At 75.2% G+C, this 14,789-nt stretch carries 13 protein-coding genes; 10 read left to right on the forward strand and 3 right to left on the reverse strand.

What is annotated here, in order from left to right; all coding sequences use genetic code 11:
- The first annotated feature begins 56 nt into the window (after positions 1-56).
- Both Cch01nite_RS15420 and Cch01nite_RS15425 read left to right on the forward strand, forming a co-directional pair.
- Entirely contained in the window at positions 57-839 is a 783-nt protein-coding gene (locus Cch01nite_RS15420; RefSeq protein ID WP_203756959.1) for an electron transfer flavoprotein subunit beta/FixA family protein, read from the forward strand.
- Between the two features lie 67 nt (positions 840-906).
- Complete coding sequence (locus Cch01nite_RS15425) at positions 907-1,893, forward strand: electron transfer flavoprotein subunit alpha/FixB family protein (RefSeq protein WP_203756966.1); 987 nt, start codon at positions 907-909, stop codon at positions 1,891-1,893.
- A 26-nt stretch (positions 1,894-1,919) separates the two neighbouring features.
- Here Cch01nite_RS15425 and Cch01nite_RS15430 read toward each other — a convergent pair whose 3' ends face one another.
- On the reverse strand, positions 1,920-2,909 hold the full coding sequence (locus tag Cch01nite_RS15430; RefSeq protein ID WP_203756968.1) for a phosphotransferase family protein: 990 nt from the start codon (positions 2,907-2,909) through the stop codon (positions 1,920-1,922).
- Between the two features lie 80 nt (positions 2,910-2,989).
- Here Cch01nite_RS15430 and Cch01nite_RS15435 point away from each other — a divergent pair, with 80 nt between their 5' ends.
- From Cch01nite_RS15435 to Cch01nite_RS15450, 4 genes are read left to right on the forward strand one after another with little or no spacing between them, the layout of a single operon-like run.
- The gene (locus Cch01nite_RS15435; RefSeq protein WP_203756969.1) at positions 2,990-4,186 is read left to right on the forward strand and encodes a cysteine desulfurase family protein; all 1,197 of its coding nucleotides are present in this window, start codon (positions 2,990-2,992) and stop codon (positions 4,184-4,186) included.
- Positions 4,186-5,313, forward strand: a complete 1,128-nt coding sequence (gene mnmA / locus Cch01nite_RS15440; RefSeq protein WP_203756970.1) for a tRNA 2-thiouridine(34) synthase MnmA — start codon at positions 4,186-4,188, stop codon at positions 5,311-5,313. The genes Cch01nite_RS15435 and mnmA overlap by 1 nt, the downstream gene beginning before the upstream one ends.
- Positions 5,310-6,323 (forward strand): uroporphyrinogen decarboxylase/cobalamine-independent methonine synthase family protein, encoded by a 1,014-nt coding sequence (locus Cch01nite_RS15445; protein ID WP_203756971.1) that lies wholly within the window; start codon positions 5,310-5,312, stop codon positions 6,321-6,323. The genes mnmA and Cch01nite_RS15445 overlap by 4 nt, the downstream gene beginning before the upstream one ends.
- A gap of 1 nt (position 6,324) precedes the next feature.
- On the forward strand, positions 6,325-6,744 hold the full coding sequence (locus Cch01nite_RS15450; protein WP_203756972.1) for a hypothetical protein: 420 nt from the start codon (positions 6,325-6,327) through the stop codon (positions 6,742-6,744).
- On the opposite strand, the gene Cch01nite_RS15455 is transcribed toward Cch01nite_RS15450, so the two are convergent.
- Positions 6,683-7,291, reverse strand: coding sequence for a GNAT family N-acetyltransferase (locus Cch01nite_RS15455; RefSeq protein ID WP_203756973.1), 609 nt, complete (start codon positions 7,289-7,291; stop codon positions 6,683-6,685). The two genes, Cch01nite_RS15450 and Cch01nite_RS15455, sit on opposite strands and share 62 nt — an antisense overlap.
- Before the next feature lie 89 nt (positions 7,292-7,380).
- Between Cch01nite_RS15455 and ligA the strand changes: the two genes are divergently transcribed.
- Together ligA and Cch01nite_RS15465 are read left to right on the forward strand one after the other, a co-directional pair.
- The gene (ligA, locus tag Cch01nite_RS15460) at positions 7,381-9,564 is read left to right on the forward strand and encodes an NAD-dependent DNA ligase LigA (protein ID WP_203756974.1); all 2,184 of its coding nucleotides are present in this window, start codon (positions 7,381-7,383) and stop codon (positions 9,562-9,564) included.
- A 1-nt stretch (position 9,565) separates the two neighbouring features.
- Positions 9,566-10,918, forward strand: coding sequence for a GNAT family N-acetyltransferase (locus Cch01nite_RS15465; RefSeq protein WP_203756977.1), 1,353 nt, complete (start codon positions 9,566-9,568; stop codon positions 10,916-10,918).
- Positions 10,919-10,927: 9 nt separating this feature from the next.
- On the opposite strand, the gene Cch01nite_RS15470 is transcribed toward Cch01nite_RS15465, so the two are convergent.
- Positions 10,928-12,097: an ROK family protein gene (locus Cch01nite_RS15470; protein WP_203756979.1), complete on the reverse strand. Its 1,170-nt coding sequence runs from the start codon at positions 12,095-12,097 to the stop codon at positions 10,928-10,930.
- A gap of 109 nt (positions 12,098-12,206) precedes the next feature.
- On the opposite strand from Cch01nite_RS15470, the gene Cch01nite_RS15475 reads away from it, so the two are divergent.
- Positions 12,207-13,721 (forward strand): sugar ABC transporter ATP-binding protein, encoded by a 1,515-nt coding sequence (locus Cch01nite_RS15475; RefSeq protein ID WP_203756981.1) that lies wholly within the window; start codon positions 12,207-12,209, stop codon positions 13,719-13,721.
- Complete coding sequence (locus Cch01nite_RS15480; RefSeq protein ID WP_203756983.1) at positions 13,718-14,764, forward strand: ABC transporter permease; 1,047 nt, start codon at positions 13,718-13,720, stop codon at positions 14,762-14,764. The genes Cch01nite_RS15475 and Cch01nite_RS15480 overlap by 4 nt, the downstream gene beginning before the upstream one ends.
- Positions 14,765-14,789: the final 25 nt, after the last annotated feature.

The raw sequence follows: 14,789 nt of genomic DNA on the forward strand, positions 1-14,789 counted from the left end.
TCCGGCAGGCGACACGGCGGTCCGGACGGGGCCTGCCGGGCGGTAACGTTCCGCGCGTGAGGATCGTCGTCTGTGTGAAGCACGTCCCGGACATCCAGTCGGAGCGGGCCCTCGGCCCCGACCGTCGCGTGGTGCGCGACGGCGGTGACGGGACCCTCAACGAGCTGGACGAGAACGCGCTCGAGGCCGCGCTGTCGATCGCCGAGACGGCGGGCGACGCGGAGGTCGTCGTGCTCACCGTCGGGCCGCAGGACGCGGTCGACGCGGTCCGCAAGGGCCTGCAGATGGGCGCCGACGAGGCCGTGCACGTCGTCGACGACGCGATCGCCGGCTCGGACGTGATCGGCACGGCCCGGGTGCTCGCCGCCGCCGTGACGCACCTCGGGTCCGTCGACCTGGTCGTGACCGGCATGGCGGGCCTCGACGGGCTCACGTCGCTGCTGCCGACCGCGCTGGCCCAGCTGCTCGACGTGCCGGCCCTGCCGCTCGCGGCGGAGCTCACCGTCGAGGGCACCACGGTGCGGGTGCGCCGCAACCTCGACCACGCGACCGAGGTGCTCGAGGCGACGCTGCCCGCGCTGGTGTCCGTCACGGACCAGGCGAACGAGCCGCGCTACCCGAACTTCAAGGGCATCATGGCCGCCCGCAAGAAGCAGGTCACGACGCTCACGCTCGCCGACCTCGGGGTCGACGCGTCGTCCGTCGGCGCCGCGGGCGCCCGCACGGAGGTCCTCGAGGCCGCCGCCCGTCCGCCGCGCGAGAACCGGGTGCTGCTCACCGACGAGGGGGACGCGGGTCTGCGGCTCGCCGCGTACCTCGTCGAGCACAAGCTCGTCTGAGCCCCGACCCGCGCCACCGCCGCCCGCGCCACTGCCGTCCCGCGCCACCGCGAAGGAACTGAGAACCGTGACCACCACCGCACCCGTGCTCGTCCTGCTGGACCACACGCCCGACGGCGCCCTGCGCGGGCCCGTCCGCGAGGTCGTCACCCTCGCCCGTGAGCTCGCCGGCGACGCCGGTGTGCACGGCGCGTGGGCGGCCGACGCCGAGCTGGGCGCCGACGTGCTGGCCGACCTCGGGGCGCTCGGCGTCACGCGGGTGCACCGCCTCGTCGCCGACGCCGACACGCACCTGTCGGCCGTCCTGGCCGAGTCGCTGGACGCGGTCCTCACGGCCACGGGCGCCGGCCTGCTGCTGGCGGTCTCGTCGTTCGAGAACAAGGAGGTCGCCGCCCGCCTCGCGCTCAGCGCCGGTGCGGGCGTCGTCACCGACGCGGACGGCCTCGCCGTCGTCGACGGGCGCTACGTCGCGTCGAAGACCGTGTTCGCCGGCACCTGGAACACCCGGTGCGCCGTGACGGCGCCGCTCGCCGTCGTCACCGTCAAGGCGAACGCCGTGCCGGCGAGCCCGGCCGCCGCACCCGTGGCGACCGAGGTCGTCGACCACGCGGTGACGGTCAGCGACGCCGCCCGGCGGGTCGCGCTCGTCGAGCGGGTCGAGCGGCCCGCGAGCGGGCGGCCCGACCTGGGCAGCGCCAACGTCGTCGTCGCCGGCGGCCGCGGGACCGAGGGCGACTTCTCGCCCGTCGAGGACCTCGCCGACGCGCTCGGCGCCGCCGTCGGTGCCACGCGTGTCGCGACGGACGAGGGGTGGATCGGCCACGACGCGCAGATCGGCCAGACGGGCGTGACGATCTCGCCGCGGCTGTACGTCGGCGCGGGAGTCTCGGGTGCCGTGCACCACCGGGGCGGCATGCAGGCGTCCGGCACGATCGTCGCCGTGAACTCCGACCCCGACGCGCCGATCTTCGAGATCGCGGACTTCGGGGTGGTCGGCGACCTGTTCACGGTGCTGCCGCAGGCCGCGGCGGAGCTGCGCCGGCTCAAGGGCTGACGGTCCGGCGGGTGGGCTTCCGCCCGTCAGGACAGGTCGCGCAACCAGCGCAGCGTGGCGACCCCCTGGGCCGCCTGGAAGCGGCGCAGGTTCGGGATGCCGGGCGGCGGCGGCTGCAGCGAGCTCGCGACGAAGTAGCCGGACAGCCCGGCGAGCCCCGCGCGCAGGTCGTCGTCGGAGACGCCCTCCGACACGGCGTGCGACCGGAACACGGCCGCCGGGTCGCCGCCGCCCTGCAGGGCCACGCTCGGCAGCATGAACGCGAGGTCGAGCCACGGTGCGCCGACGCTCGCGTGCGGCCAGTCGATGAGCCACACCCGGCGGTGGTCCTCGTCGATCATCACGTTGTCGGCCCGCAGGTCGCCGTGCACGAGCGAGTCGCCCGCGCACACCCGCAGCGCCTCCTGCTCCCAGCGGACGAGCTGCTCGTGGTGCGCGTCCGCCCAGCGGCCCACGTCGCCGGTGCGGGCGACGATCGTCTCGCGCGTCGCCTCGTCGACGTCGAGCAGCCGCCGCCACCCGGTGAAGTCCTCGGCGAGCTGGTCGTCCGTGCGGGGCAGCCCGTGCCCGGGCAGGGGCTCGACGTCCGCAAGCGCTCCCACGGCGTCCGCGACGAGCACCAGGTCGTCAGGACGCCACGGCAGCTCGGGGGAGCGCCCGTGGACCACCTCGAAGCCGAGCAGCACCCACTCGCCGTCGTCGCTCGACCAGAGCAGCGGCGGGGCCGGGACCTCGGGCGGGAGGGCGGCGGCGACGCGGATCTCGTTGCGGGCGAGGTGCGGGGACACGGGGTTCTGCTCGGCGGACACCGCCTTGACGAACACGCCACGGCCGTCCTGGAGCTCGAGGACCGCCGCGAAGCCCGGGCTGAACCCGGAGGTGGCGCTGATCTCCGCCGTGACCTGCGCACCTGCGAGCTCGGCGATGCGGGTCCGGACGTGCCGGGGGAGGTCACGCCAGTCGAGCCGCTGGCCGCTGAACGCGGGCGGCAGGGCGATGACGTCGTCGGCAGTCACGCGCACATCCTGCCAGGTGCGGCGGTGATCACGGACGGGTGATTCCAGGTGGTGGCCGTCTGCTTCGTAGACTGCTGCGGGTGAGCGTCTACCTGGATCATGCGGCGACCACGCCGATGGTCCCCGAGGCGGCGCGGGTGCTGGCCGACCAGCTGTTCCGCACGGGCAACCCGTCGTCGCTGCACGCGTCCGGCCGGGCGGCCCGTCGCGTCGTCGAGGAGTCGCGCGAGCGCACCGCCGCCGCGCTCGGCGCCCGGCCCAGCGAGGTCGTGTGGACGGCGGGCGGCACGGAGGCGGACAACCTCGCGGTCAAGGGCCTGTTCTGGTCCCGCCGGGCGCAGGACCCGTCGCGTCGCCGCATCCTCGTCTCGGCCGCGGAGCACCACGCGGTGCTGGACCCCGCGTTCTGGATGGCGGAGCACGCCGGTGCCGAGCTCGTCCTGCTGCCCGTCGACGCCGACGGCGTGCTCGTGGTCGACGCGCTGCGCCGCGAGCTCGAGGCGCACGGCGACCAGGCGGCGCTGATCTCGGTCATGTGGGCGAACAACGAGGTGGGCGCGCTGCAGCCGCTCGACGACGTCGTCGCGCTGGCCCGCAGGTTCGGCGTCCCGGTGCACGCCGACGCGGTGCAGGCCGTCGGGCAGGTGCCGGTCGACTTCGCGGCGTCGGGTCTCGACGCGCTCACCGTCAGCGCGCACAAGCTGGGCGGACCGGGCGGTGTCGGCGCGCTGCTGGCCCGCCGGGGGCTCGACCTGACGCCGGTGCTGCACGGCGGCGGGCAGGAGCGCGGCGTGCGCTCGGGGACGCTCGACGCGCCGCTGATCGCGTCGTTCGGCGTCGCCGCCGACCTCGCGGTGACGGGCCGGGCCGAGCACGCCGCACGGGTCGGTGCGCTGCGGGACGACCTCGTCGCGCGGGTGCTCGCGGCGGTGCCCGGGGCCGTGCTGCGCGGTCCGGCGGACACCGCGCGCCGGTTGCCCGCCAACGCGCACTTCACGTTCGCCGGCTGCGAGGGCGACTCGCTGCTCTACCTGCTCGACTCGGCGGGCGTCGAGGCGTCGACCGGGTCGGCGTGCCAGGCCGGGGTGCCGCGGCCGAGCCACGTGCTGCTCGCCATGGGCGTCGACGAGGACGTCGCGCGCGGCGCGCTGCGGTTCAGCCTGGGACGCACGAGCACCGCGGCCGACGTCGAGGCGCTCCTGACGGTGCTGCCCGGCGTCGTGGAGCGGGCCCGCGCGGCCGGTCTGGCCGGGCGCGGCACGGCGGTGCCGGTCTGATGCGGGTCCTCGCCGCCCTGTCCGGGGGTGTGGACTCGGCCGTCGCGGCGGCCCGCGCGGTCGACGCCGGGCACGACGTGGTCGGCGTGCACATGGCGCTGTCCCGCACGCGGGACCAGTTCCGCACCGGGTCCCGCGGGTGCTGCTCGATCGAGGACGCCGGTGACGCCCGCCGGGCGGCGGACGTGCTCGGCATCCCCTACTACGTGTGGGACCTGTCCGAGCGGTTCGAGGAGACCGTTGTCGCCGACTTCCTCGCCGAGTACGAGGCCGGCAGGACCCCCAACCCGTGCGTGCGCTGCAACGAGCACATCAAGTTCAGCGCCCTGCTCGACAAGGCGGTGGCGCTCGGGTTCGACGCGGTCTGCACCGGCCACTACGCGCGCATCGAGGTCGACGCCGACGGGTCGCGGGCGCTGCACCGGTCGGCGGACCCGGCCAAGGACCAGTCGTACGTGCTCGCCGTGATGGGCCCGGAGCGGCTGGCCCGCTCGATGTTCCCGCTCGGCGACGTGCCGTCGAAGGAGCAGACGCGGGCGGAGGCGGCCGCACGTGGGCTGTCGGTGTCCGCGAAGCCGGACTCCTACGACATCTGCTTCGTCGCCGACGGCGACACGCAGGGCTTCCTGCGGTCGCGGCTCGGCGAGCGGCCCGGGGAGATCGTCGACACCGCGGGCGAGGTCGTCGGGACGCACGACGGCGCCTACGCGTACACGGTCGGCCAGCGGCGCGGGCTGGCGCTCGGGCGTCCGGCGCCCGACGGGAAGCCGCGGTACGTCCTCGCGGTGGAGCCGGTGCGCAACCGGGTCGTGGTCGGGCCGGCCGACGAGCTCGAGGTGGCCGTCGTCGAGGCGGACCGGGCCGTCTGGTTCACGCCCGTCACCCGGGGGCCCCTCGCGTGCGCGGTGCAGGTCCGTGCCCACGGCGCGCCCGTCGAGGCGACCGCGTCGGTGCTCGACGACGGCAGCCTGTCGGTCGCCGTCGGGCCCGGGCTGCGCGGCGTCGCACCCGGCCAGTCGCTCGTGCTGTACGCCGGGACCCGGGTGCTCGGCCAGGCGACGGTCACCGGCACACGCCGGGGCGCGTCGCCCGTACGACCGGCACCCGCCGGCGGCCGGGCCTCGTGACGGGGGTCAGCGGCACCGGTGCCTGGCCCGGCGTCGACGCGCTCGACGCCGCGTCCGTGGTCGTCGGCGACCTCGCGGACGCGCCCACCGGCGTCACGGGGCTGCCGTTCACGGTGCTGCTGCCCGACCGGGGGCCGTGGGGCGACCGCACCGGCCACGCCGCCGCCGTGCTCACCGGGCTGCCGACGGAGCTCGGTCCGCACGGGTGGAAGCTCGCCGACCGGCCCGGCGGGGACCTGGCCCGCGCGCGGGCGTTCGTGCGGGAGGACGTCGACGCCGTCGCCGTCGGGGCGCACGGGTACGCCGGTCCGCTGGTCGTCCCCGTGCTCGGCCCGCTGTCGCTCGCCGCGTCCGTGTACCTCGCGCGCGGCGACCGCGTGCTCGCCGACACCGGGGCGGTGCGGGACCTCACCGAGTCCCTCGCGGCCGGCGTCGCCGAGCACCTCGCCGCGCTGCGCGTGGCCGTCCCCGGCGCGGAGCCCACCGTGCTGCTGCACGAGCCGCTCCTCGCACCGGTCGTCGCCGGCGTGCTGCCCACGTTCTCCGGCTACGCCGCGCTGCGTGCCGTGCCCGGACCGGTGGCCGCCGAGCGGATCGGCGCAGTCGCCGCCGGTGCCCGGCAGGGCGGCGCCACGGCCGTCGTCGTGCACGGCGGCGGCTCGTGGGCGTCCCTCCCGGCGATCCGGCACGCCGGCGTGGACGGGCTCGCGCTCGCGGTCGCCGGGTTCGACGAGCGCGCGTGGGAGCGTGTGGCGGAGGCGGTCGAGGGCGGGCTCACGCTGTGGGCGCAGCTCCCGCCGCAGGCGTCCTCGCAGTGCGCTGGCCCGGACGTCGTCGGGCAGGCGGACGTGCTGCTGCGACCCTGGCGGGCCGTGGGGCTGCCGGCTGCGGGGCTGCGCGACGTCGTGGTGCTCGCGGGGGACCAGGGCGGCACGCCCGACGACGCCCGCGCCGGGCTGGCCGGTGTGGTCAAGGCGGCGACGATCGTCGCCGAACGAGCGGAGGACTGACGTGACGAACGACCCCGTGGAAGGGCTGTCGCGGCCGCCGGTCCGGGCCTACCGGCGTGGCACGGGCGGTGCGTTCGCGCTGCTGGTCGCGTCGGGCGCCGCGATCGTCGGCATCGTGGCGCTGCTCGTGGCGTTCGTGTCGATCGGCGTGACGACGCTGAACGCGTCCCGCACCGGCGGGGAGCCGTGCCTCGAGGCCTACGCGGCGGACACGGACGGCGCGTACGTCCGCTACCAGGCGTTCCCGCCGAAGGCGGTGTGCGAGTGGGACGTCGACGGCACGCGCGAGACGGTGGTCGTCGCGAGCGCGTCCGGGCCGTGGGTGGCCGTCGGGGGCGTGCTCGCCGTCGCGGGGGTCGTCACGTCCGTGGCGCTGGTCGTCGTCCCGCGGGTCCGGCGTCGTCGAGCGGCAGCCGCATGATCGGCCGCTCGGGCGAGCGGCGCGTGACCTCGACGAACCCGGCCGCCGCGAACGTCGTCGCGTAGCCGGTGCTCGTCGCGCTGGGCGACCGTGCGGCGTCCAGGGGGTAGGCCTCGACGGCCGGGGCGCCCGCACGGCGCGCGAGGTCGACGGCCGCGTCGACCAGCGCTCGCATGACGCCCGCGCGGCGGCGGCCCGTGCGGACGTAGAAGCACGTGATCGCCCACACCGGGACGTCGTCGACCGGGCGCAGCCGCCACTGCCGGCCGAACTCCGGGACCTGCGCCCGGGGCGTCACCTGGCACCAGCCGACGGCGACGCCGTCGCCGTCGAACGCGAGCAGCCCGGGCGGGGGACCGCGACGGACGACGTCGCGCATGTCGGCCCGGTTCTCCTCGGCCGGCCGGCGGCGGTAGCCGGGGCCGATCCGCCAGGCCATGCACCAGCAGCGAGCGGCGGGGCCGCCGGCGTCCATCAGCTCCTCGAACACCGGCCAGCGCTCGGGTGTGAGCGGCTCGACGACGAGGTCGGTCCGTGTCGCGGCCATGCCTCAGGGAACCTCGTGCGCCGCGGGGCCGCCACGGGACCCGCCGCGGGGTGTCGGCGGCTGTGGGTGGTCCGCGCGATGATGTGCGGGTGACCGACGACGTCTCCGCGCTGGTGAGCGCCTCCGCCGAGCAAGAGATCCCCGCCGACGCGAGGCACCGCTGGACCGAGCTCGCCGACCTGATCCAGGCCGACCAGTTCGCGTACTACGTCCGCGACGCCCCCACGTCGTCGGACGCGGAGTACGACGCACGGCTGCGCGAGCTGCAGGCCCTGGAGGAGGCGCACCCCGGCCTGCGGACGCCGGACTCGCCGACGCAGCGGGTCGGCGGCACGTTCTCGACCGAGTTCGCGTCCGTCGAGCACGTCGAGCGGATGCTCTCGCTCGACAACGCGTTCTCCGACGAGGACATCGCGACCTGGGCCGGCCGCGCGCACCGGGACCTCGAGACGGAGATCGCCCTGCACTATCTCTGCGAGCTGAAGATCGACGGGCTCGCGATCGCGCTGCTGTACGAGAAGGGCCGGCTCGTGCGGGCCGCGACGCGCGGCGACGGACGCACGGGCGAGGACGTCACGCTCAACGTCCGCACGATCTCGACGATCCCCGACGTGCTGGCCGGCGACCCGGCCACGCACCCGGAGCGCATCGAGATCCGCGGCGAGGTGTTCCTGCCGGTCGCGGCGTTCGCGGAGCTCAACGCGTCGCAGGTCGAGGCGGGCAAGAGCCCGTTCGCGAACCCCCGCAACGCGGCGGCCGGGTCGCTGCGGCAGAAGGACCCGCGCGTCACGGCGTCGCGGGACCTGCGGATGTACGCGCACGGCATCGGCGCGCTCGTGTGGGGCGCCGGGCGGGGGACCGGGATCGAGCGGCAGTCCCAGGTGTACGACCTGCTCGCGTCGTGGGGCGTGCCGGTGTCGGGGCACACCCGCGTCGTCCAGGGGCTCGACGGGGTGCGGGAGATGATCGCCTACTACGGCGAGCACCGGCACGACGTCGAGCACGAGATCGACGGCATCGTGGTGAAGGTCGACGAGATCGCGCTGCAGCGCCGGCTCGGGTCGACCAGCCGGGCGCCGCGCTGGGCGATCGCGTACAAGTACCCGCCGGAGGAGGTGAACACCAAGCTCCTCGACATCCGGGTCAACGTCGGTCGCACCGGCCGGGTGACCCCGTTCGGCGTGATGGAGCCGGTGTTCGTGTCCGGGTCGACCGTCGAGATGGCGACGCTGCACAACGCGAGCGAGGTGGCGCGCAAGGGCGTGCTCATCGGCGACACCGTGGTGCTGCGCAAGGCCGGCGACGTGATCCCGGAGATCGTCGGCCCGGTGGTCGACCTGCGTGACGGCACCGAGCGGGCGTTCGTGATGCCGACGCAGTGCCCGTCGTGCGGCACGCCGCTCGCGCCCGCGAAGGAGGGCGACGTCGACATCCGCTGCCCCAACCAGCGGTCCTGCCCGTCGCAGCTGCGCGAGCGGCTGTTCCACGTCGCGTCGCGCGGGGCGTTCGACATCGAGGCGCTCGGCTGGGAGGCGGCGAGCGCGCTGCTCACCGCGGGCGTGGTGGCCGACGAGGGCGACCTGTTCGCGCTCGACGCCGACGCGCTGCGCCGCGTGCCGCTGTTCACGCTGTCGACGAGCTCGAAGGTCGGCGGGGTGGTCCGCGAGGCGGGGGACCTCAACGCCACGGGGACCGCGCTGCTGAGCAACCTCGAGAAGGTCAAGCAGGCGGCGCTGTGGCGTGTGATCGTCGCGCTGTCGATCCGGCACGTCGGGCCGACCGCCGCGCGGGCGCTCGCGCAGCACTTCGGGTCCGTGCCGGCGATCGCGCAGGCCACCGAGGAGGAGATCGCCGCCGCCGAGGGCGTCGGTCCCACCATCGCCGGGGCCGTGCGGGCCTGGTTCGACCAGCCGGGCGAGGACGACAGGTGGCACGCGGCGATCGTCGAGAAGTGGGCGAAGGCCGGGGTCCGGATGCAGGAGGAGCGCGACGAGTCGGTGCCGCGCACGCTCGAGGGCCTCACGGTCGTCGTGACGGGCGGGCTCGAGCGGTTCAGCCGTGACGGCGCGAAGGAGGCGATCCTGGCGCGCGGCGGGAAGTCGGCGGGCAGCGTGTCGAAGAAGACGGACTACGTGGTGGTCGGGGAGAACGCCGGGTCGAAGGAGGCGAAGGCCCGCGAGCTGGGCCTGCGGATCCTCGACGAGGCCGGGTTCGAGCGCCTGCTCGCCGAAGGTCCCGCGGGTGTGGCCGACGCCACCGACGGGGAGGCCTGACGTGTCGGGTGCCGTCGTCCGGGTCGCCCAGGGCCGCCAGGTCGCCGACGCCGGGGCGCTGACCGCGGAGGCGTACCTGGCCGACCGCCTGCTCGACGCCACCGACGCGTACGCCGACGAGCTGCGGGACGCCGCCCGGAGGTCGCGCGAGGCGACGCTGCTGGTCGCCCTGCTCCCGTCCGGCGCCGGGCACGCACCGGCCGACGACGCACCGGCCGACGACGCACCGGCCGACGACGACCGTGTCGTGGTCGGCACGGTGACGCTCGCGCCGTACGGGACGTCGTACGCGGAGGTCGCCGAGCCGGGTGAGCTCGAGATCCGGATGCTCGCGGTCGCACCCGAGGCGCGGGGGCACGGGATCGCCGAGCTGCTCGTCACGACGGCCCTGCGGGAGGCGGTCGCGAGCGGTGCGCGGCGCGTGGTGCTCTCGACCGTCGACTCGATGCACGCCGCCCAACGGCTGTACCGGCGGCTCGGGTTCGTGCCGGCGCCGGAGCGGGACTGGGGTCACGTCGACGTGCAGCTGCGGGTGCACACGTGGACCCCACCGGACGCGCCGGGTGCCCTCGTCGAGCAGGCGACGTGGCCGCCGTCCCGGGTGGTCGACGTCGACGGGTGGCGGGTGGGCCTGTCGGACGGGCTGACCCGACGCGCCAACAGCGTCCTGCCGCTCGGCTCCCCGGCCGACGTGGAGGCGTCGCTCGACCGGGTCGAGGCGCTGTACACCGAGGCCGGTCAGCCGACGGTCGTCCGGGTGTGCCGGGCGTCGACCCCGGGGCTGGAGGCGCGGCTCGACGCCCGTGGCTACACGACGCCCTCGGGGGCGGACGTGCTGGTCAGGCCCGTCGTCGATCCCGACGACGGGGTGAGGCGCGCGCCCGGCGGGGCGGCGCGGACGGAGGCCGGGCCTGTCCGGGTGTCCGTGTCCGACCGCCCGGACGACGCCTGGCTCACGCTGTGGTCGGGCGCGAAGACGCCGCTGCGCACCGGCGCCGCGGATGCGTCGGACGCCGCCGGCGCCCGCGTGAGGTTCGCCCGGGACGTCCTCGGCGGCGCGCCCGCGATCTACCTGCTCGCGACGGACGGCGAGGGTCCGGTCGCCGTGATCCGGGCGGCTTTCGCCGAGGACTGGGTCGCGCTGTCGTGCCTCGTCGTCGCGCCGCGCGCGCGTCGGCGTGGGCTGGGCCGCATGCTCACGGTGCGGGCGCTGGACGAGGCCGCCCGGCGGGGAGCCAGGCGGGCGTTCCTGCAGGTCGAGCCGGACAACACGGGTGCGGCGGCGCTGTACGTGGGGCTCGGCTTCCAGCCGGCCGAGCGGTACGTGTACCGGGAGCTGCGGCCGGTCGGCTGACGGGTGCCGTCAGCTCAGCAGGGCGTCGATCGCGACGGCGGACAGCACGTGGTCGGAGGCCATCGCGGACGCGCCGAGCACCCCGGCCCGTCCCAGGGTGCGTGAGGTGACGATGCGCAGGTGCTGGGTCGCGAGCGGCAGCGACCGGCGGTAGACGACCTCGCGGATGCCGGCGAGCAGGTGCTCCCCGGCCTCGGCGACGACGCCGCCGATGACGATGACCGACGGGTTGAGCATGCTCACGCACGCGGCGAGCACCTCGCCGATGTGCCGGCCGGCCTCGCGCACCTCGCGGCTGGCGGCGAGGTCGCCGGACCGGACGAGGGCGACGACGTCGGCGCTGGTGGTCGCGTCCGGCAGGGCGCTCGCGATGGCGGGCCCGCTCGCGACGGCCTCGAGGCAGCCGGTGTTGCCGCAGCGGCAGGGCCGGTCGGACCCGCCGGGGACGGCGATGTGGCCGAGGTCGCCGGCGGCACCCTGGGCGCCGCGGCGGATCCGGCCGTCGGAGATGATCCCGGCGCCGATGCCGGTGGCGACCTTGACGAACAGCAGGTGGTCGACGTCGGGCCACTGCGACGTGTGCTCGCCGAGGGCCATGAGGTTGACGTCGTTGTCGACGAGCACCGGGACGCCGAGCTTGCGGGCCAGCAGGCCGGGCACGTCGGCGTCGTCCCAGCCCGGCATGATCGGCGGGTTGATGGGGCGTCCGGTGGAGTGCTCGACGGGTCCTGGGAGCCCGACGCCGACGCTGGCGAGGTCGCTCGCGGGGCGGCCGGCGGTGCCGAGCAGGCCGAGGCCGAGCTCGACGACGCGGTCGAGCACGGGGCCGGGGCCTTCGGCGATGGCGATGGGCTCGGCGTGCTCGGCGAGGACCGTCCCGGCCAGGTCGGTGAGGGCCAGGCGGGAGTGGGTGGCGCCGAGGTCGACCGCGAGGACGACGCGTGCGGCCGGGTTGAACGCGAACGTGGCCGGTGGCCGTCCGCCCGTCGAGCTGGCCTCGCCGGCGGGGGAGACGAAGCCGGAGGACAGGAGCGCCTCGACGCGTGCGGCGATGGTCGAGCGGGCCTGGCCGGTGAGTGTGGCCAGGTCGGAGCGGGTGCGGGGCTGCCCGTCGCGGAGCAGCTGGAACATCTCCCCGGCGCCCGTCGGGCGGGCGGCGACCTTGAGGAGCTCGTCCATGCGCACAGTGAACCATCCGGCCTTGTGTAGGTCACGTTCGCGTAACCATGACACATTCGTAGCGGCTTTTGCTTGACCGTCGACAGAAGTGGGTCCTACGTTCGGCCCCATGGTCACCGTGGACCCGCCGCTGCTCCGGATGAGCGGGATCGTCAAGCAGTTCCCGGGCGCGAGAGCGCTCGACGGCGTCGACCTCGAGATCCGGGCCGGCGAGGTGCACTGCCTCCTCGGCCAGAACGGCGCCGGCAAGTCCACCCTCATCAAGGTGCTCGCGGGCGCCCACCAGCCCGACGAGGGCCAGATCCTCCTCGACGGCCGGCCCGTCACCATCCCGGACCCCGTCGCGGGCCTGCGGCTCGGCATCGCGACCATGTACCAGGAGCTCGACGTCGTCGACGGGCTGTCCGTCGCCGAGAACATCTACCTCGGCCACGAGCTCGCCACCGCCGGGTTCTCCCAGCGCCGGGCGGCGACCGCGAGCACCCGCGCGATCCTGCGGCGGCTCGGCCACGGCGACATCTCGCCGCACCGCGAGGTCGGGCGCCTGTCGGCCGCCGGCAAGCAGATCGTCAGCATGGCGCGCGCCCTCTCGCACGACGCGCGCGTCATCGTCATGGACGAGCCCTCCGCCGTCCTCGACGCCGAGGAGGTCGCCAACCTCTTCCGCGTGGTCCGCGAGCTGACCGCGTCCGGCGTCGCCGTCGTCTACATCTCGCACCGCCTGGAGGAGATCCGCCAGATCGGCGACCGGATCACCGTGCTCAAGGACGGCCGGACGGTCGCGACCGGCCTGCCCGCCGCGCAGACCCCGACCGCCGAGCTGATCCGCCTCATGACGGGCCGGACCGTCGAGTACGCGATCCCGCCCCGGCCGTCCGTGCCGGACGACGCCGCGACCGTGCTGCACGTGGACGGGCTCTCGTTGCGGGGCGCGTTCCACGATGTGTCTTTCCAGGTCCGGGCGGGCGAGGTCGTCGGCCTCGCCGGGCTCGTCGGCTCGGGCCGCACGGAGATCCTCGAGACCGTGTTCGGCGCCCGGCACGCGACGTCCGGCACCGTCCGGGTGGGCGACCGTCGGCTGCGTCCCGGCTCGGTGAGCGACGCCGTCCACGCCGGCATCGGGCTCTGCCCGGAGGAGCGCAAGAGCCAGGGCCTCCTGCTCGACGAGCCCGTGTACCGGAACATCACGCTCTCCACGTTCGGTCGCACCGCGAGGGCGTCGTTCCTCGACGAGGGTGCCGAGCGGACCGTCGCCCGGGAGCAGATCGAGGCGCTCGACGTGCGCCCGTCCGACCCCGAGCGCAGCGCGCGCACCCTGTCCGGCGGCAACCAGCAAAAGGTCCTGCTGGCCCGCTGGCTCGTGCACGGCTGCCGCGTGCTCCTGCTCGACGAGCCCACCCGCGGCGTCGACGTCGGCGCGCGCGCCGAGATCTACGCCCTGATCGCGGACCTCGCCGCGCAGGGCACCGCCGTGGTCGTCGTCTCCAGCGAGATCCCCGAGGTGCTCGGGCTCGCCGACCGGGTCCTCGTCGTCTCCGAGGGGCGCGTGGTCCACCACGGGCCCGCGACCGGCATCGACGAGCACCGGGTGCTCGACCTCGTCATGGAAGGAAGTGCCGCGTGAGCGACATCCCAGCAGCCGTGCCGGCCGACGAGTCGGCCCGGATCGAGAAGGCGTCGAGAAGCACCACGACGGCCCGCAAGGGGATCCTGCACGGCGCCACGGGCCGCAACCTCGGGCTCGTGATCGCTCTCGTCGCCCTGTGCGTCTTCGGCGTCATCACCGCCGGGGAGCGGTTCGCGAGCATCGACAACGTGCTCACGATCCTGCGGCTCGCGTCGGTGATCGGGGTGCTGAGCATCGGGATGACGTTCGTCATCACCGGCGGCGGCATCGACCTGTCCGTCGGGTCCGTCGTCGGGCTCGCCTCGGTGTGGGCGTCGACGCTGGCCACGCAGACGATGGCGCAGGACACCCACTGGATCGTCATGGTCGGGTGCGCGCTCGCGGTCGGTCTCGGGGCCGGGCTCGTCAACGGCGTGCTCATCGCGTACGGGAAGGTCGTCGCGTTCATCGCGACGCTCGCGATGCTCGTCTCCGCCCGAGGTCTCGCGGAGATCATCGCCAACCGGCAGACCCAGATCGTCAAGGTCCAGGGCTTCCTCGACTTCTTCCGGGACGACTTCATCGGCATCCCGACGCTCGTCTGGATCTTCGTCGTCGTCGCGGTGGCCGGCTGGATCCTGCTCAACCGCACCACGTTCGGTCGCCGCACCATCGCGGTCGGCGGCAACCCCGAGGCGGCCCGTCTCGCGGGCATCAAGGTCAAGCGCCACACGATGTACCTGTACGCGCTGTCCGGCCTCGCGGCGGGCATCGGCGGGGTGATGATGCTCGGCCGCACGACCGCCGGCAGCTCCACGAACGGCCAGCTCTACGAGCTCGACGCCATCGCCGCCGTGGTCGTCGGCGGCACGCTGCTCATCGGCGGTCGCGGCACCATCGTCGGCACCGTCCTGGGCGTCCTCATCTTCTCGACGCTCACCAACGTGTTCACGCAGAACAACCTGTCCATCTCGGCGCAGGCCATCGCCAAGGGCGTGATCATCGTCGTCGCCGTGCTGCTCCAGCAGCGCATCGCCGAGCGCTCCCGCGCCGGGACCTGACCCCGGACCCTCGTCGCCCCCACCC

The sequence above is a fragment of the Cellulomonas chitinilytica genome (assembly GCF_016862675.1).
GTDB classification, from domain to species: Bacteria; Actinomycetota; Actinomycetes; order Actinomycetales; family Cellulomonadaceae; genus Cellulomonas; species Cellulomonas chitinilytica.